The following is a 20,633-nucleotide window of genomic DNA, read 5'->3' as shown; positions in this document are numbered from 1 at the left end:
GAGCGGCGGACTGCAACTCGTCGGAGCTCGTTGCTGCTCTCCGCTGGCGGCGAACTGCTATAGGTTAAGAGCGAATAACGCGATTCCTTGAGGAATCGCCGTCCTCGGCGAGAGCGACGCATTAGCGGCGCGTGGGAGGCGCGCCGAGGACGAACTTCGGAGAATGGGGGCGGTGAATGGGCCGAGCTCTTGCGGCTCGAAGAGCCGTGCGGGCCTGCGCGCTGGGCCTTTGGCCCACCCCCGGAGCGCGCAGCCCGAACCCAAAAGAATTGAGGAGGTGAATGGGGCGTTGCAGTTGCGGTTCGTAGAACCGCCCGGGCCGGACGCCTCCCCTCAGGAGGGACGCACAGCGTCTTTTACTGCCAGCCTCTACCCCATGACAGTACCTCCCGGGCGTCCGACCGCAAAGTCAAATTGAAATAAGGTAGAGGCTGCCTGCAAAACGCCCGGGCTACCGCCGTCGAGACATGGGGACACCGGCCAGTGTCTCCGGCAACGGCTACAGTTGGGCATCGACCGTCAGCGACACCGACGGCATGCATTTAAGTTTCAGCATGGCCTGGCTCGATCCCTGTACCGCGAACAGCCGCGGCTACAGTTTTCAGTTGCGTTGCCTCTCGGAATAAACGGGACAAGCGGTACTGCCCCGGGCAGCCGCAACCATAAGACAGGCGAGTTGAAAGACGTCGGCTACAGCGACGCCAGTTGGTCTTCTGCCACGAACGGTATCGGCGGCCTGAGTATGACATTCAGCACAAAATGGTTCCACATCAGCAACCCGGACTACCGCGCCTACGGTCTTCAATTGCGTTGCCTCTCGGAATAAACGGGGGTAGAGGCTGCCAATAAAACACCCGGTGGGTGCGCCCCGGGCTACCGCGATACGGGATATAATAAACTATTTGGCGCTCTGATGAACAACGGCAACTACGGATATAGCTGGTCTACCGCTACGAATGGGATTCACGGTCTGAACTTGAATTTCAATTCGCAGGGCCTCGGCTCCAACCACTTGGATCGCCGCGCTTGCGGTTTTCAGTTGCGCTGCCTCTCGGAATAAACAGGACGGCGAAGGCATTTAGGGTAGAGGCGGCCAGCTTTCGAGTGCCGAGCAGCGCGCCCCGGGCTACCGCCACGCACGCTATGGCGGGCCGGTCAGCGTCGGCAACGACGGATACAGCTGGTCGTCTGCATCCTACAATCCGGGCGACCATTACCGCGCCTTGGACTTATATTTCAGTTCGCAGCACCTCACCCCCAGCTACTCGGACAGCCGCGCCCACGGTTTTCAGTTGCGCTGCCTCTCGGAATAAACAGAGACAAGCAGCACTCGAACCCGCCATCAGAAAACTACCCCAAACAATCGGGCGCCGCCTGCGCTACATCCACGCCGCTATCCTCGTCTTTTTTCGTATCTTTGCCGTATTCCACCGGAAACGGTATTTTGTTTGCAGAGGGAGAACACCGACGCGAGCCGTGCCACCCCTCGCCTCCCACGAAAAAATGGAAGAAAGAGAGATCATCGAAAACGCCGCCCAAGGCGACTACAAATACGGATTCACCACCGACCTCGCCACCGAGACCATCGGCAAAGGGCTCGACGAAACCACCATCCGGCGCATCTCCGCCCTGAAAGAAGAGCCGGAATGGCTGCTCGAATTCCGCCTCCGCGCTTTCCGGAAATGGCAGACCATGACCATGCCCGACTGGGCCCATCTGGAGATACCGCCCATCGACTATCAGGACATCATCTACTACGCCGCCCCCAAGAAAGACAAGAAGCTCAAGAGCAGCATGGACGAAGTCGACCCCGAGCTTCGCGCCACCTTCGAGAAACTCGGCATCCCGCTCGACGAACAGAAAGCCTTGGCAGGCGTCGCCGTCGACGCCGTCATCGACTCCGTCTCCGTCAAGACCACCTTCCAGGCCACCTTGGCCGAGAAAGGAATCATCTTCTGCTCCTTCTCCGAAGCCGTGCGGAACCATCCGGAACTCGTACAGAAATATTTAGGCACCGTCGTGCCCTATACCGACAACTTTTTCGCCGCCCTGAACTCCGCCGTGTTCTCCGACGGCTCCTTCTGCTACATCCCGAAGGGAGTGCGGTGTCCGATGGAGCTTTCGACCTACTTCCGGATCAACGCCGCCGGCACCGGACAGTTCGAACGGACACTGATCGTGGCGGACGAAGGGGCGTATGTGAGCTATTTGGAGGGGTGTACCGCACCGATCCGGGATGAAAACCAGCTCCACGCGGCGATTGTGGAGATCGTCGTCGAACGGGACGCCGAAGTGAAATACTCCACCGTCCAGAACTGGTACCCGGGGGACAAGGAGGGACGAGGTGGCGTCTTCAACTTCGTGACCAAGCGCGGGATTTGCCGCGGAGAGAATGCCAAACTCAGCTGGACGCAAGTCGAGACCGGTTCGGCCATTACGTGGAAATACCCCTCCTGCATTTTGGCGGGGGATAATAGCGTGGGGGAATTCTACTCCGTCGCCCTGACCGGGAACCACCAGCAGGCCGATACCGGCACCAAGATGATCCACTTAGGCAAAAACAGCAGAAGCCGGATTGTGTCGAAAGGGATTTCGGCCGGATTTTCGCAGAACTCCTACCGCGGCCTCGTGCGCGTGGCGAAAACGGCGACCGGGTGCCGCAACTATTCGCAGTGCGACTCCTTACTCATCGGAGACAAGTGCGGGGCACATACCTTTCCGTATATCGAGTGCAGCAACGACACCGCCACCCTCGAACACGAAGCCACCACCTCCAAGATCAGCGAGGAACAGCTCTTCTACTGCAACCAGCGCGGGATTTCGACCGAAGAGGCCGTGGGCCTGATCGTCAACGGCTACGCCCGCGAAGTGCTCAACCAATTGCCCATGGAGTTCGCCGTCGAAGCCCAGAAACTGCTCGCCTTGTCTTTGGAGGGGAGCGTAGGCTAATCCTATGATCTTACACAGCATAAACATCAGACACGCCATATGAGCCAGAATATATTAGAAATCAGGAACCTGCACGCCACCGTCGCCGACGAAGGCAAAGAGATCCTGCGCGGCATCGACCTGACCGTGGGTGCCGGAGAGGTACACGCCATCATGGGGCCCAACGGAGCCGGGAAATCGACCCTCGGTTCAGTGCTTGCCGGGAATGAACGATTCGCCGTGACCGGCGGCACCGTCACTTTTCTCGGCCGGAATCTGCTGGAGATGAGCATCGAGGAACGCGCCGCACTGGGGCTTTTCCTCGGCTTCCAGTACCCGGTCGAGATTCCGGGCGTTTCGATGGCCTCCTTCCTGCGGCTCGCCATCAACCAGCAACGTGCCGCCCGCGGCGAAGAGCCGATCGGCTCGGGCGACTTCCTGCGCCTGATGCGCGAGAAGAGCGAAATCGTCGAACTCGGCGACAAACTGATGAACCGCGCCGTAAACGTCGGCTTCTCGGGCGGCGAAAAGAAGCGGAACGAGATCTTCCAGATGGCCATGCTCGAACCGAAGCTCGCCGTGCTGGACGAGACCGACAGCGGTCTGGACATCGACGCCCTGCGCGTGGTGGCCACCGGCGTCACCCGGCTCAAACGGCCCGACAACGCCACCATCGTTATCACCCACTACCAGCGGCTGTTGGACTATATCGTACCCGACTACGTCCACGTGCTCTACCGCGGGCGAATCATCCACTCCGCCGGCAAGGAGCTGGCCCGGGAGCTCGAAGAACGCGGTTACGACTGGGTCATCCGCGAATACGGCGACAAAGAGGAGTAGCCCTATGGACAGGATACTGAAAGAACGTTACAAATACACCCCGCTCGGTCGGCTCGCGGCATCGGGCGGAGCTCCGGAGGAGAGCTTCGTTCCGGCGCAGGCCGAAATTTCGACCGAAGCCGAAGCGGCGCTGTGTCGGGTCGAACCGCTCCCGGCGGCGACTTTGCGGGAGGCTGCCGAGCGGTCTCCCCATCCGGGTTTGACCATCGATCCCCTGCTGCTCGACAACCTCGGCGCCGAGACGAAACAGGTACAGGGAGTACAGATCGACATTCCGGCCGGATGCGAAACCAGCGGCATTCTGTACATCCACCTGCGCTACCCCTCTGCGACTCCGATCCAAAAAGGCGTGCAAAAATACGTGCAACGCCACCGGATTCGGGCCGGACGAAACAGCCGCGTGCGGGTGGTCGTTTATCATCATGCGTGTGCATCGGCCGACGCGCTGATCGACAGCGCCCTGCTGCTCGAAGCGGAGGCGGGAGCTTCGGTCGAGCTGTTCGAGGTGGCTGAAACCCGGGCTACCTACTTCGCTACCGTGCTGACCTCGATCGAACGGGACGCCAGCGTCAAAGTCACTACCATCGACTTGGATAACAGCATATTACGACGAAATCAGTTCGTGACGCTCGCTGAGCCGGGAGCGGACTGCAACCTCGAAGGGGCTTACCTCACGGCGGGGAATCAGCTGGCGGACAACTATATCCGGATGCACCACGCTTCGGCGCACTGCCGCAGTAACCAGCTCTTCAAAGGGGTGGCCGAAGACGATTCGAGAGGGGCTTTTACGGGTCATATCTACGTCGCGCCGGACGCTCAGCAGACGGTCGCGTTGCAGGAGAACCACAACATCGTGCTGAGCGACCGGGCCCGAATCGACACCCGGCCGCAGTTAGAGATTTACGCCGACGATGTGAAATGCAACCACGGTGCGACGGTCGGCCGGCTGGATCCGGAGGCGGTCTACTACATGCGCCAGCGGGGCATCGCGCTCGAAGCGGCGAAACGGTTGCAGATCGAGGGTTTTATCCGCGAGGTCATCGATCACACGCGTCTCGACGATCTCGAACACCTCCTCCACGACAAAGTGGCCAAACGCCTCTTGCATATTTAACTGTTCGTTTATCTGTACTTTGTGCCGGCTGGAACTGCCGCTTGTTGGCTTCGCCTTCCTCCTCGCCGCTCGGCAATTGGCAAACTATGTTTGCATTGCCCTCGCTGGCAGCGTCGGTTGAAAAAAGCGGCACCAAAACCGACGTAGCAGCCGAGTTGCCATCAAGTTTACTTGAATGGCCGAGGCGCAAGGAGGAAACCTTAAGGTAAACTTTTATGCTAGCTGCGCTACTCCTTAGGCTCCGCAGTCCTCATTTTTCGTGAATCTGTCGGGCTGGGTTTTCTCGGCGGGGCGCTATAATGCGAGTATTACCCTAATGCGCCCGCGCCGGAAAACCACAGCCCAACGAACAAACCAATACTTGGGCCGCCGGCAGCTTTAGGATGCGAAGCATCCTCTAAAGTTTTTCTGGTTCTCTTTGTTCACAAAGAGAACAGTACCCTCCCGATAAGGTGCAAATAAACGAACGTTATAGAGACATTGATGAAAAGTTTGACAGAGATCCGTTCGGAATTTCCCATACTATCGACCACCGTGAACGGTCGTCCCCTGATCTATCTGGACACCGCCGCCACCGCCCAGAAGCCCGAAATCGTGATCCGCACCGTCGATGAGATGCACCGCCGCCTGAACGCCAACATCCATCGCGGCATCCATTATATGGCCGAAGAGACCACGACCCGGTACGAACAAGCCCGCGAACGCGTTCGGCAGCTATTGAACGCCCGTTCGCCCCGCGAAATCGTCTTCACCAGCGGTGCCACCCAGTCCATCAACCTCGTCGCCGCCACATTCGGAGAGAAATACATACACCCCGGCGACAACATCGTCGTCACCGAGATGGAGCACCACTCGAACCTCGTTCCGTGGCAGCTCGCCGCCATGCGGAAAGGCGCCGAAGTGCGCGTCCTGCCTTTCGACGATGCGGGAGCTTTGCGGACAGACCTGCTGCCTGCGCTGCTCAACGAACGGACACGGATCGTTGCCGTAACTCAGGCTTCGAACGTGCTCGGCACCGTGCCCGACCTGCCGCATATCATTGCGACCGCTCATGCCGAGGGAATTCCCGTACTCGTGGACGGCTGTCAGGGCATCGTGCACCAGATGACCGACGTGCAGGCCTTGAACTGCGACTTTTACGCCTTTTCGGGACACAAACTCTACGGGCCGACCGGGATCGGCGTCCTGTACGGCAAAGAGCGGTGGCTCGAAGAGCTCCCGCCGTACATGGGCGGAGGCGACATGGTCGGCACCGTCACCCTGCCCACCGGCACCACCTTCGCCGAGCTCCCGCTGAAATTTGAGGCCGGCACCATGAACTACATCGGCGCCATCGGGCTCGGTACCGCCATCGACTACCTCGCCGACCTCGGTTTCGAACGCATCCATGCCCATGAGAGCGACCTGCTGACCCGAGCGACCGAACGTTTGAACGCTATCGACGGCCTGCGCATCTACGGGACGATTCCGGGCAAGAGTCCTATCGTCTCGTTCACCGTCGAGGGGACACACCCGGCCGATATCGCCATGATTATCGACAAACTCGGCGTCGCCATGCGCTCCGGCACCCACTGCGCGGAACCTGTCATGGCCCACTACGGCATCACTGCGATGTGTCGGCTCTCTGTCGGTCTCTACAACACCGCGGACGAGATCGACTCGGCGGCGGCGGCGGTAGAGCGGGCCGTCGCCATGCTCCGCTAGCTATTTATTAATCGTACGTTTTATTGTATGTTATTCATTGTGGTTGAGGATACTGTTCTTTTTGTGAACAAAAAGAACCAAAAAAACTTCAGAGCGCATCCCTTCTGGATGCTCTGGCCGTGTCTGCCCGATTGGTTGGGCTGGATTTTCCGGTGTGGCGCGCTTGGGTATTAGCCTTATTATTAGCGCGCCCACCGGGAAAATCTCAGCCCAACGAAACAAGGCAGAGAGAACCCGTGGTCGTCCCTGTGGGACGACCTCTGCAAAAGTTCTTTGGGTACCTTTCTTTCAAGAAAGGTACGGTTCCAGCCGGCACAAAGAAATGATCTGCAAATAAACGTACGAATTAACCGACATCCTACCATGTTCATCGTTATCGAAGGCCTCGACGGCGCAGGCAAATCCACCCAGGTGAAACTCATGCGCCGTTTGTTCGAAGAACGCTACCGCCAGCACGTCGAATACCTCCACTTTCCGCGGTTCGACGCCCCCTTGTACGGCGAGCTCATCGCCCGTTTTCTGCGCGGCGAGCTCGGCGCTTTGGATCAGGTCGACCCCTATCTCGTCGCCCTGCTCTACGCCGGCGACCGGCAGGAGGCAGCCTCTATGATCCGCCGCTGGCTCGACAGCGGCAAAGTGGTGATCGTCGACCGCTACGTCTACTCCAACATCGCCTACCAATGCGCCAAGCTACCTAAAGATTCAGACGCCCGCAGCGCATTGAAGCAATGGATTTTAGACCTCGAATACCGCCACAACGGTATCCCGAAGCCCGACCTTTCGCTCTTCCTCGACGTCCCCTTCGCCTTCACCGCCCGGAAACTCGCCGAACAGCGCCAAGGCGACGACCGCAACTACCTCAACGGCAAGCAGGACATCCACGAATCCTCGCTCGACCTGCAACAGCGCGTGCGGGAGGTCTACCTCGACTGCGCCGCAGACGACCCCGCCTTTCGCGTCATCGACTGCGCCGACCCCACGACCGGCGGCATGCTGAACCCCGACCTCATCTTCCAAAAAATCGACCATGAGATTGCCCGACACCGTTAAACGCCTCCTGAGCCGTCCGATTCCCGCCTGGCTGACCGCCACCGCCCGGTATTCGCTGGCCGCACTGTTTATCTTTTCCGGCGCCTCGAAAGCCATCGACACCTTCGGACTCTCCGTCAAACTCGGCGAATACCTCTCCGCCTTCGGACTCGGCGGATGGCAGCCACTCGCACCCGTCGGAGCGATTTTGCTCCCCTCCGTCGAGCTGCTGATCGGCCTGTTGCTGCTGACCCGCACCACCCCTCGGATCGCCGCATGGGGCGTCTTTCTCGCCATGAGCTTCTTCACCCCGCTCACCCTGTGGATCGCCCTGACCGACCCCGTGAGCGACTGCGGCTGCTTCGGCGACCTGCTGCGGCTCTCCAACTGGGCCACCTTCTGGAAAAACCTCCTCTTCTGGCCCTTATCTTTCGTGCTCTTCCTGAACCGGAACGCGGTACAATTGCCTAAGCTGTCTATCGTGCGCACCGTGGTGAGTTATCTGATTCTCATCCCGTTGAGTCTCACGCTCAGCCTCTGGTCGTACAGTAGTTTACCCCTGATCGACCCCACCCCGTTCCGCATCGGCGTCCATATCCCCAGCGCCATGAGCGTACAGGAGAACGACGCCCGCACCCTCCTCGTCTACCGCGACAAGACGAACGGCGAGCTGCGCGAATTCGAAATCGCCGACACCACCTGGTACGACTCCTCGCGGTGGGAATACGTCGACACCCGGACCATCGGACAGAGCCGCGCACCGGAGATCCAGAGCCTGCCCATGTTCGACGACCGCCTCGACCGCTCCGACGAGATCCTCGGCCGGCGCGGCTACACCCTGCTCTTCGCCGTCAACGCCTACGACCCCGCCTGCGACTCCGCCATGATCGCCCTCGCCGACTACATCGGACAGTACAACGGCCGGAGCGTGGCGCTCAGCGCCTTTCCGCTTCCGGAAACACTGAGCCGCAGCGGCATCGAATGCTTCGGCAGCGACCACACCCTCCTGCGCACCCTGATCCAGCACCGCACCGGCGGCGCCCTGCTCCTGCACGACGGCACCATCATCGGCAAATGGGCCATGAACCGCCTCCCGCAGTGGAAGACGAACGGCTCCGACCCCCTGTCCGAAGTGCTCACCGCCGACCGAACGAGCGACGAACGACTCTCCATCGCCCTATTCATCGCCGCCGTGCTCCTCATCGGCTTCGGCTTCCGCCTCAGTGAAAAAAACAGGGCCTAATCCGGTCGATTTTTCGTAACTTAGCCTCATTACTCGATTCCGCCCATGAACATCACCATCGGAAACAGCATCCTTATCGGCTCCATCCTCCTGTTCGTCAGCATCCTCGCCGGCCAGCGCGCCTATCGGTTCGGTATTCCCGCCTTGGTGCTCTTTCTGGCCGTCGGCATGCTCGCCGGAACAGACGGCATCGGCGGCATCAACTTCGACAGCCCGCCGATCGCCCAATTCATCGGCGTCATCGCCCTCAACTTCATCCTCTTCTCCGGCGGGCTCGACACCGAGTGGCGCAGCGTCCGGCCCGTCATGTGGCAGGGCGTGACCCTCTCCACCGCAGGCGTGCTGCTCACCGCCATCTCGACCGGCCTCTTCGTCCATTGGGTCGTGCCCGGCTTCACCCTCTTCGAAGGGCTGCTCCTCGGCTCCATCGTCTCCTCGACCGACGCCGCCGCCGTCTTCTCCATCCTGCGCTCCAAGAGCCTGAAACTCAAAGATAACCTGCGCCCTATTCTGGAGTTCGAGAGCGGTAGTAACGACCCCATGGCCTACCTGCTCACGATCGCTTGCCTCGGCCTCGTGATCGACCCCGCCGCATCGGTCGGCGGAGCCATCCTGCGTTTCGTCATCCAGATCGCCGTCGGCGGCGGAGCAGGCATTCTCTTCGGGATAGCCATGGTCTGGGTCGTGCGCCGCGTGAAACTCGGCTACATGGGACTCTATCCCGTGATGGTCATCGCCCTGATGTACTTCACCTACGCCGCCACCGACCTGATCGGCGGCAACGGCTTCCTGGCCGTCTACCTCTCGGCCCTGTGGCTCGGCAACCACCGGATTCCTCATCGGGGCACCATGCTCAACTTCTTCGACGGCTTCGCCTGGCTCATGCAGATCATCCTCTTCCTGACCCTCGGGCTGCTCGTCTACCCCAGCCAGATCGTCCCCGTGATCGGCATCGGCGTCCTCGTCTCCCTCTTCATGATCCTCGTCGCCCGCCCCGTGAGCGTCTTTCTCTCGCTGCTCTTCTTCCGGATGCCCTTGCGGAGCAAGACCTTCATCTCGTGGGTCGGACTGCGCGGCGCCGTGCCCATCGTATTCGCCACCTACCCCCTGATCGCCGGCATCGACAAAGCCGGCATGATCTTCAACATCGTCTTCTTCATCTCCCTGATCTCCATTCTGGTACAAGGCACCACCCTGCCCCTGTTCGCCAAGTGGATGAAAGTCTCCGAACCCGAAGAACAGATGATCGGCACCCGTCCCGAGTGGGAAGCCGCCGACGTCTCCAACATGATCGAAATCCCGGTCGTACCGGGGAACGCTTACGTCGGCCACCTCGTTTCGGAAGCCCCCTTCCCGGACGGATCGCGCATCACCCAGCTGCGGCGGGGCGACGCCCGTATCATCGTGACCGGCTCCACCCGGCTCGAAGCCGGCGACCGCCTGATCGTCGCCAGCCAGAACCGCTCCGAAGCCGAAATCGTCTACCGCCTCTTCACCGAGAGCGCCCCGACCGGGAATACCGCCCCGGAATCGTGATTCCTGACCCGCAACGATTGGCACATTCGAAAAATTGTTTACATTTGCAGTTGTTTTTCGAAACACAGACAGAAACACTCGAATAAAACATGAAAAGAGTCTTAGTTGCAACGAGCGGCGGCGACTGCCCCGGCTTGAATGCAGTGATCCGCGGCGTGGTCAAACGCGCAGCGCAGGAGGGGGACTGGGAAGTACTGGGAAGTATCCAGGCCTACAACGGTATCCTGTGGGAACCCACCGAAGTCAAAATTCTCGACGAAGCGGCTGTGGCCGGGATCCACTACCGCGGCGGTACCATCATAGAAACCACCAACAAAGGGGGCCCTTTCGCCTGGCCGGTGTATAACAAACACCTCGGCCAGTGGGAATACGTCGACCGCTCGGACGAGATGATCCGCAAGTTGCAATATATGGGCGTCGACGCTGTGATCTCGATCGGCGGGGACGGCTCGCAGCGGATTTCGCAACAGCTTCAGAACCAGGGACTCGATATCGTCGGGGTGCCGAAGACTATCGACAACGACCTCTCGGCTACCGACTTCACCTTCGGTTTCCAGACCGCAGTTCAGATTGCCACTGATGCGGTGGACAAACTGGTGACCACCGCGGCATCGCACAACCGGACATTCATTCTGGAAGTGATGGGGCGGAATACCGGGTGGATCGCCTTGCATGCGGCGATTGCAGGGGGCGCGGACGTCTGCCTGATTCCCGAAATCCCGTACGACATCAACATCGTTCTCGAAAAGCTCAACAAACGGTACAACTCCAAGAACCGCGGTTCCGCGATCATCGTTGTGGCCGAAGGGGCGGTGCCGAAGGATGGGACGGTGCACGCTGCGCAGGCGACTGAAGTCGGGTATGAAAACGTCAGACTGGGCGGGATCGCTTACGAACTCAGCCGTCAGCTGAAAGCCGCAGGGTTCGAACCGGATATCCGGGAGACCGTGCTGGGACACATCCAACGCGGTGGGGTGCCGATCGCTTACGACCGTGTGCTCGCTACCCAGTTCGGGGTCAAAGCCTTCGAATACGTCTTGGAAGGGAAATTCGGACACATGGTATCGTACCGCCATCCGGACATCATCGCCGTGCCGTTCGAAGAAGCTGTGGGACAGTGCAAATACGTGCGGCCGGACAGCGACATCGTCGAAACCGCCCGCGGTTGCGGGATCAGCTTCGGGGACTAAGCTCTCCTCGACTGAACCTCAGTATACTCTGCAAAAAAGGTGTCGTTTTCATCCGACGGATGAAAACGACACCTTTTTTCTTTGGGCCGGAACCGAAAAAAGAGCTACATTTGAAGTTATGAAGATGCACCGCAATCTTTTACTCAGGCTCCTTCCCGGCCTGCTGCTCCTCTTCGGAGGAGGCGCCGTCCGCGCCCAGCAGCAGCTCGTCGAGACCGAACCCATCGAGCCCTTCAACGCCCTGCGCATCGAAGGCCCCGTGCGCGTCGAGCTCATCCCCGCCGACGAGAACCAGATGCAGATGATGACCTGGTCCCTCGAAGCACGCGCCCTCACGTGGCGCGTCAAGGAAAACACCCTCCACATCGCAGCCCGGAAAGGCCTCCTCAACAAACGCGCCTACGCCGACATCAAACTCTACTACAAAGAGCTGAACCGCATCCAGATGAGCGGCGGCGAAGTCTATACCCAAGAACCCATTCGGTGCGGCAGCCTCTACCTCGAAGCCGAGAGCTCCGTCGGGCGGATGACCCTCCAGACCGAATGCAACGACGTCACCATCCACGTGAGCGGCGATAACACCGTCCGGATCGGCGGCATCGCCGAATACGCCACCTACCGCGCCCGGCTCGGCAGCCGGATCGAAGCCCTCGACCTGTCCGCCATGGAAGCCGCCGCCGACGCATCGGGCAAAGGCGAAATCCAGCTCCGCGTCAACGAGACCTTAGATGCAAGAGCCGTGAGCGGCGGCAATATCTTCTTCCTCGGCGAGCCCATGACCCTCAACATCCGGAAGGCGACCTTAGGCAACGTCACCTCCATCAACGAACCGTAACCCGGTCCTCCTCCTCGCTCCCCTATGCTCGTCAAAACCTACAGCAGCACCGTCGAAGGCATCGACGCCCGTACCATCACCGTCGAAGTGAACCTCTCGCCCGGCATCCGGTTTCTGGTCGTCGGCCTGCCCGACAACGCCGTGAAAGAGAGCCAGCAACGCATCACCGCCGCCTTCGCCAACACCGGTTTCCGGATGCCCGGCTTCAACATTCTGGTCAACATGGCCCCCGCCGACCTGCGGAAAGCCGGCTCGCACTACGACCTCCCGATCGCCATCGGAATACTCGCCGCCTCGCAACAGATCGGCCGCATCGACCGGCTCGAAAAATACATCCTGATCGGCGAACTCTCGCTGGACGGCACCCTGCTGCCGGTGAAAGGCGCCCTCCCCATCGCCGTTCAGGCCCGGAAAGAGGGCTACGAAGGGATCATCCTGCCCGCCGCGAACGCTCCCGAAGCGGCTGTGGTGGACGGCCTGCGCGTCTACGGCGCCACCGACCTCACCTCCGTCGCCACACTGCTCGACAGCGGCTCCGGCATCGAACCCACCGAGATCGACACCCGTCGCGAATACTTCGACCGTCTCGCCGACTTCGACCTCGACTTCCGCGACGTCAAAGGCCAGAACGACGTCAAACGCGCTTTGGAAATCGCCGCCGCCGGGGGACACAACGTCCTGATGATCGGCCCGCCCGGCTCCGGGAAGAGCATGCTCGCCAAACGCATGCCCACCATCACCCCGCCCATGACCTTGGCCGAAGCTCTGGAAACCACCAAGATACACTCCGTCGCCGGCAAACTCGGCACCAGCGAAGAGGGCGGTTATCGGGGCGGGCTGCTCACCGCCCGGCCTTTTCGTGCCCCGCACCACATCGCCTCGGAAGTCGCCCTGGTCGGCGGCAGCGTACCGCCGCAGCCCGGCGAGATTTCGCTGGCCCACAACGGCATCCTCTTTCTCGACGAACTCCCAGAATTTCACCGCCGGACGCTGGAAGTGCTGCGCCAACCGTTGGACGAGAAACGCATCTCGATTTCGCGAGCCAGATATACGGTGGACTACCCCGCCAACTTCATGCTGATCGCCGCGATGAACCCCTGCCCGTGCGGCTACCGGACCCATCCGGACAAGGAGTGCACCTGCACGCCGAGCGCACAGGCGCGTTATATGGATCGCATCTCCGGCCCGCTGCTCGACCGGATCGACATCCAGATCGAGGTCGTCCCCGTGGCGATCGAGAGCATGACCCAGCGCCGCCGCGAAGGCGAGACCAGCGCTGCGATCCGGGAACGCGTCATCGCCGCTCGAGAGCGACAGATCGCCCGACTGCAACGCGACGGATACCGACACACCTACTGCAACGCTATGCTCACCCCGGAACAGCTCGACCGATACTGCCAGCTGGACGACGAGAGCATCGACCTGCTGCGCGAAGCGATGTCGACCATGGGGCTCTCGGGCCGCGCCTACGACCGGATCCTGAAAGTCTCGCGCACCATCGCCGACCTGGCCGGCAGCGAAGAGATCCGGCTCGACCACGTCGCCGAAGCGATCCAGTACCGGAGTCTCGACTGCATGCGGTAGCCGCTCTCTGTTCCGCCCCCACGCTATTTCCCGTTTTCGCCACCCTCCATGGCCCGTTTTACCCGCACCGACACCCCGCTGCTCGAACCCGTTCTGGTTCTGCTCCTCGGCATCCTCGTCGGCAGCCTGCCCGAACGCCCCGATGATTTTCGGCTCGCCGCAGGACTCTTCGGCCTCCTGTTAGCAATCGTTATCGGTCTGAAATACATCCTCTTTCCCCGGATAGGCAGCTGGCGCAGGATCGGAATGTGGATCGGATTTTACGCCCTCGGAATCGTGCTCGTTCTGCTGCACCGGCCCGATCCCACTCCGGTTCAGGCCCTGCACGGCAGCCGAGGCGAATGGATGGCCCGCATCGAGAGCTCGCCGGAACACCGCGGACGGTGGTACCGCTCCGAAGCCACCCTGTTTTGCTATGCCGACCGCCTCTCCGGCGACTGGATACCGCTCGGCGATCCCCGAATCCGGCTCTATATCTCCGCCTCAGACCCCACCGGCGAACCGCCTCGGATCGGCGACCTGCTCCGTTTTCGCGGCCGCCTGTACGCCTCCTCCGACACCGTCGCTTACGACCGGTACATGCTCCGCACCCGGAACCTCGTCGGCCGCTGTTTCGCCTACCGCACCACCCTGCTCGACCATGCCCCCACGTGGCGCGGTCGCATCGAATCGTTCCGACAACGCCTGGGAGAGCGGCTGAACACTGGTTCGACCGATTCGACCGGCGGTACCACCGCCCTGCTTCAGGCCCTGACCCTCGGCCAGACCTCCGGTCTCGACCCGGAACTCCGGGCCCGCTACGCCCGTACCGGCCTTGCTCACCTCCTCTCCGTCTCCGGCCTTCACGTCGGGATTATTTTCCTGATTCTTAATCTATTATTCGGCTGGATACGCCTTTTTCGAAACGGCTGCGTCGCCTCCGGACTCCTCGTGATCGCCGCCCTGTGCGGCTATGCCCTGCTGACCGGCCTGTCGCCCTCCGTCGTGCGCGCCGTCGTGATGTTCTCGCTGCTCCAGATCGGCCTGATGCTCTCGCGATCGACCAACAGCCTCAACACCCTGTGCGCCGCTGCGCTCGTGCTCCTGTTGTGGAACCCTTACCTCCTCTACCACATCGGTTTCCAGCTCTCGTTCGCCGCCACCGCCGCCATCGTCACCCTCTACCCGCCCCTCGCTCGGAGATGGATGCCCCGTTGGCCGGCGCTCCGCTGGCTCTGGTCGCTGACCCTCGTCGGCCTCACCGCCCAGTTGGGCGTTTTCCCCCTGATCCTCTACCACTTCGGCCAGATTCAGCCCGGCGGCCTGCTGTTGAACCCCATCGTCTGGTTCACCGTGCCGACCCTCATCGTCGGCTCCGTAGTCTACCTCGCCAGCGGGTGGAGCTGGCTCGCCGTCGCCCTCCACACCGTGGCCGGGTGGCAGAACCGCTTCGTCGAGCGATGGGCCGCCGCCCCGTGGATCGCTTGGGAAGAGCTCGAAATCTCCGTCTGGAGCTGCATTGCCCTCTACCTGCCCGTGATCGTGCTCATCCGGTGGCTAAACCGCTCCGACAGACAGCGGCTCCCCTACTCCTCCGACTTCGAAGCCGCGCGCCGCGACGCATAATGCGGCGCGTCGCCCCACGCCCGATCCCGCACCACCCGAAAGCCGCTCAAATCCGTATCCTCCGCCGGCTTCCCCTCGTACAACCGATAACTTCCCCGCACCACCTCCGGCGTCACGTTCGGCATCAGGACATTCGCCCCGGCCGCCACCCCCAGCTCTCTTCCCCGCGGATGCAGCGCATGGAGAGCCGTCGTCGCCGCGATGTTAATATCCGGCATCTCCAGCCTCAGAAGCGCAATCATCCGCAACGCCAGCTGCAACCGCTCCTCGCGCGTAAAATCCGACCGCACGGCAGCCAGCGGCGCCTGCGGATGCTCGATATAAGGCCCCATGCCGCACATATCGATATCCATCCGCCGGAAAAACAGCAGATCGTCCGCCAAATCCTCCACCCGTTGGAACGGCAACCCGATCATGACCCCCGTTCCCACCTGATAGCCCGCCTCGCGCAGCGCCTCCAGCGCCTCCAGCCGTTGTTCGTAGCGATGGTCCGCCGGATGGAGCCGTCCGTACAGCGTCGGCGACGACGCCTCGATCCGCAGCAGATAACGGTGCGCCCCCGCCCTGTACCACCGCCGATAGACCTCCTCCGTCTGCTCTCCAAGCGAGAGCGTGATGCCTAACTTTCCCTCCGACATCCGCCCGATCTCCTCCACCAGCCGTTCCACCCGTTCCACGAACGCCCCGTCCGTCCGCTCCCCCGCCTGAATCACCACCGAGCCATACCCCGCCCGCCACGCCCCGCGCGCCGCCTCCAGCACCTCCCCGTCCGTCAGTTCATACCGTTCGACCTCCCCATTCCCGCTGCGGATACCGCAATAGAGGCAATTTTTGCGACACCGGTTCGACAACTCGATCAACCCCCGCACATAGACCCGGTCGCCCACCGTCCGGTCGCGCACCTCCGCCGCCTCGGCGAACAACGCCCCGTCCGTCGCGAGGTCGCCCAACGGCGCCCCCAACACCTCGATCAACTCCTCCCGCGACCTCAAAGCACCGCCTCCTCCACCGCTCCGGCCACCAGCCGATTATCCTCCAACGCCCCCACGAACCGCAGATTCGTCAGGCTGTCCATCCCGATCTCCCGCCCCGAGACATAGGCCGGCACCACCACATACTCCGCCTTTCCCCCCTCCGTGCTGCGGAGCCAGACCCAGTGCGGCAGGCTCTCGATCCTCGGCCTCCGCCCCCGCGACGACAGCGTCACCCGCACACTCAGCCCCCCGTCCTGATACCGTCCCCGCTGGTTCGAGACGAAGTTACCCAGCGACCACACCACCCGCTCCGCCGTGTCCACCGGCTGCGCTACGTGCGGATGCGACCCGATCACCGCGTCCACCCCCTGCCTCCGACACCACGCCGCCAGCCGCCGCTGATCGTCGTTGGGCCGTCGCTGATACTCCTCGCCCCAGTGGACGAACAGCACGATATGCGTCGCCGAATCGCGCCGCGCCGCCTCCACCTCTCGCCCCATCCGCACCGTATCGATCCCGTGCACCACCGTCCCCTCCGGCACCGGCAGCCCGTTCGTTCCGTAGGTACAATTCAGCAAAGCCACCCGGAATCCCCTCTTTTTCAGCATTAACGGCCTCTCGGCCGCCGCCGAATCGATATAGACCCCCGCATACCGCAGCCCCACCGAATCGACCGTCCGCACCGTCGTCCTCACCCCTCGCGCCCCGCGGTCGCAGCAATGGTTGTTGGCCAGCACCGCCACATCGACCCCCGCCTCGCGCAACGCCGCCGCCAGCTCCGCGGGCGAAGCGAAACGCGGATAGCCGCTGTAAGGCCCCCGTTCCGAAAGCGTCGTTTCGAGGTTGACCACCGCAAAATCCGCCCCTTCCCAAAACGGTCGAATATACCGGAAACAAGCCGAATAATCATACGATCCGTCTTCCCGCAAAGCCGCCCGCACCTGCGGCATATGCTGCATCACATCACCCGAGAAGACCAGCGTCAGCTCGTTCCGCTCGACCAGCGAATCGAACACCGCACTGTGCCTGCCCGCGGTCTCCGTCGGCTGCGGCGCGCGACAGGCCGCGCAAACGACCATCACCCAACCGAGTATCGTCTTTTTCGAAACCATTTCACTATTTTTGTAACAGCATAAAGATAACGAATTTCCCGCCCCGACGCACCCCCGCATGGCGCCCTATATCGACATCCACACCCACCGGGCCGAACCCGACGGCATCGCGATCCGAAACGTGCGGATCGAGTCGTCCGTGCCGCAGCTTCCGGCGACCGGCTATTTTTCGGCGGGCATCCATCCGTGGGACGCCTCGCGCGCGGAACCGGAGTGGGAACGGTGTTTCGAAACCCCGTCGCCGCGGCTACTCGCCATCGGCGAGACCGGCCTCGATTTCCGTCCCGAATACCAGCCTTACGACTTGCAGGAGAGGTGGTTCGAACGCCAGATCGAACTTTCGAACCGGCTGCATAAACCCTTGATTATCCACAATGTACACGCCACCGACGCCCTTCTGGAACGGTTGCGGACGCGAGCGACGGAAGCGGCCTTACTGCACGGTTTCATCGGCTCGCCGGAGCTCGTCGCCCAGAGCCTCGGTCGGGTGCCGCACCTTCGATTTTCGTTCGGCCCCGGCACCTTTCGGTCGCCCAGAACGCAACAGGCACTGCGGTATATCGCAGAACAGTGTCCCGACCGACTCTTTTTAGAGACCGACGACGACCCGACGACCACTATCGGCGAGATGTACGCCCGAACGAGCCAGCTGCTCGGATGGGAGCTCTCCGCGTTACAGGAGTCGCTCGTTCGCAATTTTCACCTCCTTTTCCCCAAAATTTCCCTCGGATGACCTCGCAAAACGACTGGCAGGAGCGCACGGAGTTGCTGCTCGGCCCTGAGAAAACCGTCCGGCTGCGCCAAGCCCATGTATTGGTGGTAGGTTTAGGCGGCGTGGGAGCCTACGCCGCCGAGATGATCGCCCGCAGCGGCGTAGGCCGTATGACCGTCGTCGATGCCGATACGGTGAGTATCAGCAACATCAACCGCCAGTTGGTGGCCCTCTACTCGACCGTCGGACGTCCGAAAGCCGACGTACTGGCCGCCCGCCTCCGGGACATCCATCCGGATTTAGAATTGACTGTCATTCAGGAATATATAAAAGACGAAGCGACCGACGCGCTATTGGATCGGGAACCGCGCTACGATTTCGTCGTAGACGCCATCGACACCCTCGCGCCGAAAGTGAATCTCATCAAAGGATGTCTGGATCGCGGCCTGCCGCTCGTGAGCTCGATGGGAGCCGGCGCCAAAACCGACCCGACCCTGCTGGAAATCAAAGATATCGGAAAGTCGCACCACTGTCCGCTGGCCCATATGCTGCGCAAACGGCTGCACAAAATGGGCATCCGCTCCGGTTTTCCGGTAGTTTTCTCGCCGGAAGCGGTGCGCGAAGGATCGCTCGTTCTGTGCGAGGAGGCGAACAAAAAGTCGAACGTCGGCACCATCTCTTACATGCCGGCGGTTTTCGGCTGCGCCTGCGCTTCGGTAGCTATCCGGACACTGCTCGGCGAGATGTAGCGCCCCAACGCCCCTCGGCATAGCGCGTCTGTTATTGCTGCGACAGGTAGGCCTCGATCTGGCCGACCGCCGTGCAATCTTTCAGCAAGACCCGCTTCTGGTCGTCCAGCAAATAAAGCGACGGAATCGCCCGCAAATCGTACAGCTCCTCCCGCCGCATCGCCAGCCCCGCGTCATAGCCGTTGATCCACTCCGCCGGCACCTCTTTCCGGTGTTTTCGCCACGCCGCGAGGTCTTCGTCCGGATAGATCGCCACGATCTTCAGCCTCCCCTCGCGCTGCGCCTCCGAAATAACTTTCGAACCGACCAGTTGCGCCAACATCTCCTCACAGGCATGGCAATCCGGATTGTTGATATAGAGCAGCGTGTACGGCGCCTCGACCCCATAAAGCCTCCCCCGCGAGCCATCGCCGAGCGTGTATTCGAAGTCATTCGCCTGCCTCCCCTGCCGGTTTTTCAGAGCCATCTCCAGCCGAAATCGGGGCTGGATTTTCTCGGTCGAGTCGTAAAACGGCGAAGCAACAACCGCTTCCAAGATCGGAATATAGAGTTCTTCGTTCCGAATGGGCGAATTGGGGTCGGCCAACGGTCGTCCCAACATGCCCACCAATTGTTTCATCGCAGCACTGTCGGGTGCATAATGCGCCAACAGGGTATCCAGCACCTTTCGGGAGGAATCCAACGGCACGGCGGTCGAGAGTTGCAGAAAAGCGGTGAATTTCGCTTCCCGTTGCCAAGCTGCTTCCGGTTTCGGCTTCGGGTTCCGGTCTCCGCAAGCCGCCAGAAATAAGGCCGTCAAAACCCAAACTATCTTTCTCATTTCCTAAGGATGTATTTCCATTTTACCGACCAAATATAATCTATTTCAGCGAATAATCCATCTCTCGACAGGGGGTATTACGCTGTCTGTCTCTTTCTCGAATTTGCGAATCTTCGCCCCGCCCCGGGCTTCCGCGGCGCAGGGTCGGGCATAGCGAGTTACCTCGGCAGTGACGGTTACTGCGTAGCTTCTGCAATCAGCGAATCCAACTGCACTTATCTGCGATTCACGACTACAACGATTCATCCCAGCCGTTCTGGTAACCGTGGCTCCGGTCTTCAGTTGCGTTGCCTCTCGGAATAAACGGGAGAGGTGTGCCTACGAGGACAATTTAGGGTAAAGGCTGCCAGTAAAACGCCCTGTAGGCGCACCCCGGGCTACCGCCGCAATGATACAGGCGACATGCTCGGTGTTGCCAACGGTGGTTACAATTGGTCATCCACAACCATCGGAACAGACTCATTTCACCTGAATTTCCGTATAAATTGGCTCTACGACCAACGCATCGATCATCGCGCCTTCGGTTTTCAGTTGCGTTGCCTCTCGGAATAAATACCGCGGGCCCGCGGTGGGCAAAATGGGCTGGAACTACCCCAATATTAGGAAGCCTCTACCTTATTTTGAGTTAAATCCTGCGGTTCGAAGAACCGCGCGGGCC

At 61.1% G+C, this 20,633-nt stretch carries 20 protein-coding genes; 17 read left to right on the top strand and 3 right to left on the bottom strand.

Translation table 11 applies throughout. The features are described 5' to 3' along the window. Positions 1 to 467: 467 nt before the first annotated feature. The 14 genes from ACTO3O_RS08725 (at position 468) to ACTO3O_RS08660 (ending at position 15,608) form a co-directional block, all read left to right on the top strand. Complete coding sequence (locus ACTO3O_RS08725; protein ID WP_297830855.1) at positions 468 to 626, top strand: hypothetical protein; 159 nt, start codon at positions 468 to 470, stop codon at positions 624 to 626. 50 nt (positions 627 to 676) lie between these two features. Beyond that, positions 677 to 826: a hypothetical protein gene (locus ACTO3O_RS08720; protein WP_298080988.1), complete on the top strand. Its 150-nt coding sequence runs from the start codon at positions 677 to 679 to the stop codon at positions 824 to 826. A gap of 87 nt (positions 827 to 913) precedes the next feature. After that, complete coding sequence (locus ACTO3O_RS08715) at positions 914 to 1,060, top strand: hypothetical protein (protein WP_297832574.1); 147 nt, start codon at positions 914 to 916, stop codon at positions 1,058 to 1,060. A 443-nt stretch (positions 1,061 to 1,503) separates the two neighbouring features. Beyond that, a complete protein-coding gene (gene sufB, locus ACTO3O_RS08710) occupies positions 1,504 to 2,949 on the top strand; it encodes a Fe-S cluster assembly protein SufB (protein ID WP_297832571.1) in 1,446 nt (481 codons plus the stop codon). 51 nt (positions 2,950 to 3,000) lie between these two features. Continuing rightward, complete coding sequence (sufC, locus tag ACTO3O_RS08705; RefSeq protein WP_294594548.1) at positions 3,001 to 3,768, top strand: Fe-S cluster assembly ATPase SufC; 768 nt, start codon at positions 3,001 to 3,003, stop codon at positions 3,766 to 3,768. Between the two features lie 4 nt (positions 3,769 to 3,772). Continuing rightward, positions 3,773 to 4,882, top strand: coding sequence for a SufB/SufD family protein (locus ACTO3O_RS08700; protein WP_297832568.1), 1,110 nt, complete (start codon positions 3,773 to 3,775; stop codon positions 4,880 to 4,882). Between the two features lie 483 nt (positions 4,883 to 5,365). Next, positions 5,366 to 6,586 carry an aminotransferase class V-fold PLP-dependent enzyme gene (locus ACTO3O_RS08695; protein ID WP_297831024.1) on the top strand — a complete coding sequence of 407 codons (1,221 nt, stop codon included), beginning with the start codon at positions 5,366 to 5,368 and terminating at the stop codon, positions 6,584 to 6,586. Between the two features lie 363 nt (positions 6,587 to 6,949). After that, positions 6,950 to 7,636 (top strand): dTMP kinase, encoded by a 687-nt coding sequence (gene tmk, locus ACTO3O_RS08690; protein ID WP_297831021.1) that lies wholly within the window; start codon positions 6,950 to 6,952, stop codon positions 7,634 to 7,636. Next, on the top strand, positions 7,614 to 8,858 hold the full coding sequence (locus tag ACTO3O_RS08685; RefSeq protein ID WP_297831018.1) for a BT_3928 family protein: 1,245 nt from the start codon (positions 7,614 to 7,616) through the stop codon (positions 8,856 to 8,858). Before tmk ends, ACTO3O_RS08685 begins: the two co-directional genes overlap by 23 nt. Positions 8,859 to 8,903: 45 nt before the next feature. Then, complete coding sequence (locus tag ACTO3O_RS08680; protein ID WP_297831015.1) at positions 8,904 to 10,394, top strand: potassium/proton antiporter; 1,491 nt, start codon at positions 8,904 to 8,906, stop codon at positions 10,392 to 10,394. Positions 10,395 to 10,483: 89 nt separating this feature from the next. Next, positions 10,484 to 11,584 carry a 6-phosphofructokinase gene (locus ACTO3O_RS08675; protein ID WP_294593198.1) on the top strand — a complete coding sequence of 367 codons (1,101 nt, stop codon included), beginning with the start codon at positions 10,484 to 10,486 and terminating at the stop codon, positions 11,582 to 11,584. Between the two features lie 118 nt (positions 11,585 to 11,702). After that, positions 11,703 to 12,419 carry a GIN domain-containing protein gene (locus tag ACTO3O_RS08670; protein ID WP_298080990.1) on the top strand — a complete coding sequence of 239 codons (717 nt, stop codon included), beginning with the start codon at positions 11,703 to 11,705 and terminating at the stop codon, positions 12,417 to 12,419. Between the two features lie 24 nt (positions 12,420 to 12,443). Continuing rightward, entirely contained in the window at positions 12,444 to 14,003 is a 1,560-nt protein-coding gene (locus ACTO3O_RS08665; protein ID WP_297831007.1) for a YifB family Mg chelatase-like AAA ATPase, read from the top strand. A gap of 48 nt (positions 14,004 to 14,051) precedes the next feature. After that, entirely contained in the window at positions 14,052 to 15,608 is a 1,557-nt protein-coding gene (locus ACTO3O_RS08660; protein ID WP_297831003.1) for a ComEC/Rec2 family competence protein, read from the top strand. On the opposite strand, the gene hydE is transcribed toward ACTO3O_RS08660, so the two are convergent. Together hydE and ACTO3O_RS08650 are read right to left on the bottom strand one after the other, a co-directional pair. Further along, on the bottom strand, positions 15,569 to 16,600 hold the full coding sequence (gene hydE / locus ACTO3O_RS08655; RefSeq protein WP_297831000.1) for a [FeFe] hydrogenase H-cluster radical SAM maturase HydE: 1,032 nt from the start codon (positions 16,598 to 16,600) through the stop codon (positions 15,569 to 15,571). The two genes, ACTO3O_RS08660 and hydE, sit on opposite strands and share 40 nt — an antisense overlap. After that, positions 16,597 to 17,694: a CapA family protein gene (locus ACTO3O_RS08650; protein WP_297830997.1), complete on the bottom strand. Its 1,098-nt coding sequence runs from the start codon at positions 17,692 to 17,694 to the stop codon at positions 16,597 to 16,599. The genes hydE and ACTO3O_RS08650 overlap by 4 nt, the downstream gene beginning before the upstream one ends. 58 nt (positions 17,695 to 17,752) lie before the next feature. Between ACTO3O_RS08650 and ACTO3O_RS08645 the strand changes: the two genes are divergently transcribed. Together ACTO3O_RS08645 and ACTO3O_RS08640 are read left to right on the top strand one after the other, a co-directional pair. Continuing rightward, positions 17,753 to 18,427, top strand: a complete 675-nt coding sequence (locus ACTO3O_RS08645; RefSeq protein WP_297830994.1) for a TatD family hydrolase — start codon at positions 17,753 to 17,755, stop codon at positions 18,425 to 18,427. Beyond that, positions 18,424 to 19,155 carry a tRNA threonylcarbamoyladenosine dehydratase gene (locus ACTO3O_RS08640; RefSeq protein WP_297830991.1) on the top strand — a complete coding sequence of 244 codons (732 nt, stop codon included), beginning with the start codon at positions 18,424 to 18,426 and terminating at the stop codon, positions 19,153 to 19,155. Before ACTO3O_RS08645 ends, ACTO3O_RS08640 begins: the two co-directional genes overlap by 4 nt. A gap of 31 nt (positions 19,156 to 19,186) precedes the next feature. Here the strand turns inward: ACTO3O_RS08640 and ACTO3O_RS08635 are convergent, their stop codons facing one another. Then, a complete protein-coding gene (locus ACTO3O_RS08635; RefSeq protein WP_297830988.1) occupies positions 19,187 to 19,975 on the bottom strand; it encodes a DUF5106 domain-containing protein in 789 nt (262 codons plus the stop codon). 402 nt (positions 19,976 to 20,377) lie between these two features. Between ACTO3O_RS08635 and ACTO3O_RS08630 the strand changes: the two genes are divergently transcribed. Continuing rightward, positions 20,378 to 20,527 (top strand): hypothetical protein, encoded by a 150-nt coding sequence (locus ACTO3O_RS08630; RefSeq protein ID WP_297830985.1) that lies wholly within the window; start codon positions 20,378 to 20,380, stop codon positions 20,525 to 20,527. Positions 20,528 to 20,633 lie beyond the last annotated feature (106 nt).

This window comes from Rikenella sp. (assembly GCF_056799795.1).
The sequence above is the reverse complement of the archived record's forward strand: the minus strand, read 5'-3'. Positions and strand labels throughout refer to the sequence as shown.

Excerpts from the sequence above, each read along its gene's own strand:
- ACTO3O_RS08630 (WP_297830985.1), top strand. The coding sequence starts at position 20,378 with ATGCTCGGTGTTGCCAACGGTGGTTACAATTGGTCATCCACAACCATC.
- ACTO3O_RS08715 (WP_297832574.1), top strand. The coding sequence starts at position 914 with ATGAACAACGGCAACTACGGATATAGCTGGTCTACCGCTACGAATGGG.
- ACTO3O_RS08665 (WP_297831007.1), top strand. The coding sequence starts at position 12,444 with ATGCTCGTCAAAACCTACAGCAGCACCGTCGAAGGCATCGACGCCCGT.
- ACTO3O_RS08640 (WP_297830991.1), top strand. The coding sequence starts at position 18,424 with ATGACCTCGCAAAACGACTGGCAGGAGCGCACGGAGTTGCTGCTCGGC.
- ACTO3O_RS08670 (WP_298080990.1), top strand. The coding sequence starts at position 11,703 with ATGAAGATGCACCGCAATCTTTTACTCAGGCTCCTTCCCGGCCTGCTG.
- ACTO3O_RS08700 (WP_297832568.1), top strand. The coding sequence starts at position 3,773 with ATGGACAGGATACTGAAAGAACGTTACAAATACACCCCGCTCGGTCGG.
- ACTO3O_RS08650 (WP_297830997.1), bottom strand. The coding sequence starts at position 17,694 with ATGGTTTCGAAAAAGACGATACTCGGTTGGGTGATGGTCGTTTGCGCG.
- ACTO3O_RS08660 (WP_297831003.1), top strand. The coding sequence starts at position 14,052 with ATGGCCCGTTTTACCCGCACCGACACCCCGCTGCTCGAACCCGTTCTG.
- ACTO3O_RS08695 (WP_297831024.1), top strand. The coding sequence starts at position 5,366 with ATGAAAAGTTTGACAGAGATCCGTTCGGAATTTCCCATACTATCGACC.
- ACTO3O_RS08725 (WP_297830855.1), top strand. The coding sequence starts at position 468 with ATGGGGACACCGGCCAGTGTCTCCGGCAACGGCTACAGTTGGGCATCG.
- ACTO3O_RS08645 (WP_297830994.1), top strand. The coding sequence starts at position 17,753 with ATGGCGCCCTATATCGACATCCACACCCACCGGGCCGAACCCGACGGC.
- sufB (WP_297832571.1), top strand. The coding sequence starts at position 1,504 with ATGGAAGAAAGAGAGATCATCGAAAACGCCGCCCAAGGCGACTACAAA.
- ACTO3O_RS08680 (WP_297831015.1), top strand. The coding sequence starts at position 8,904 with ATGAACATCACCATCGGAAACAGCATCCTTATCGGCTCCATCCTCCTG.
- tmk (WP_297831021.1), top strand. The coding sequence starts at position 6,950 with ATGTTCATCGTTATCGAAGGCCTCGACGGCGCAGGCAAATCCACCCAG.
- ACTO3O_RS08635 (WP_297830988.1), bottom strand. The coding sequence starts at position 19,975 with ATGAGAAAGATAGTTTGGGTTTTGACGGCCTTATTTCTGGCGGCTTGC.
- ACTO3O_RS08675 (WP_294593198.1), top strand. The coding sequence starts at position 10,484 with ATGAAAAGAGTCTTAGTTGCAACGAGCGGCGGCGACTGCCCCGGCTTG.
- ACTO3O_RS08685 (WP_297831018.1), top strand. The coding sequence starts at position 7,614 with ATGAGATTGCCCGACACCGTTAAACGCCTCCTGAGCCGTCCGATTCCC.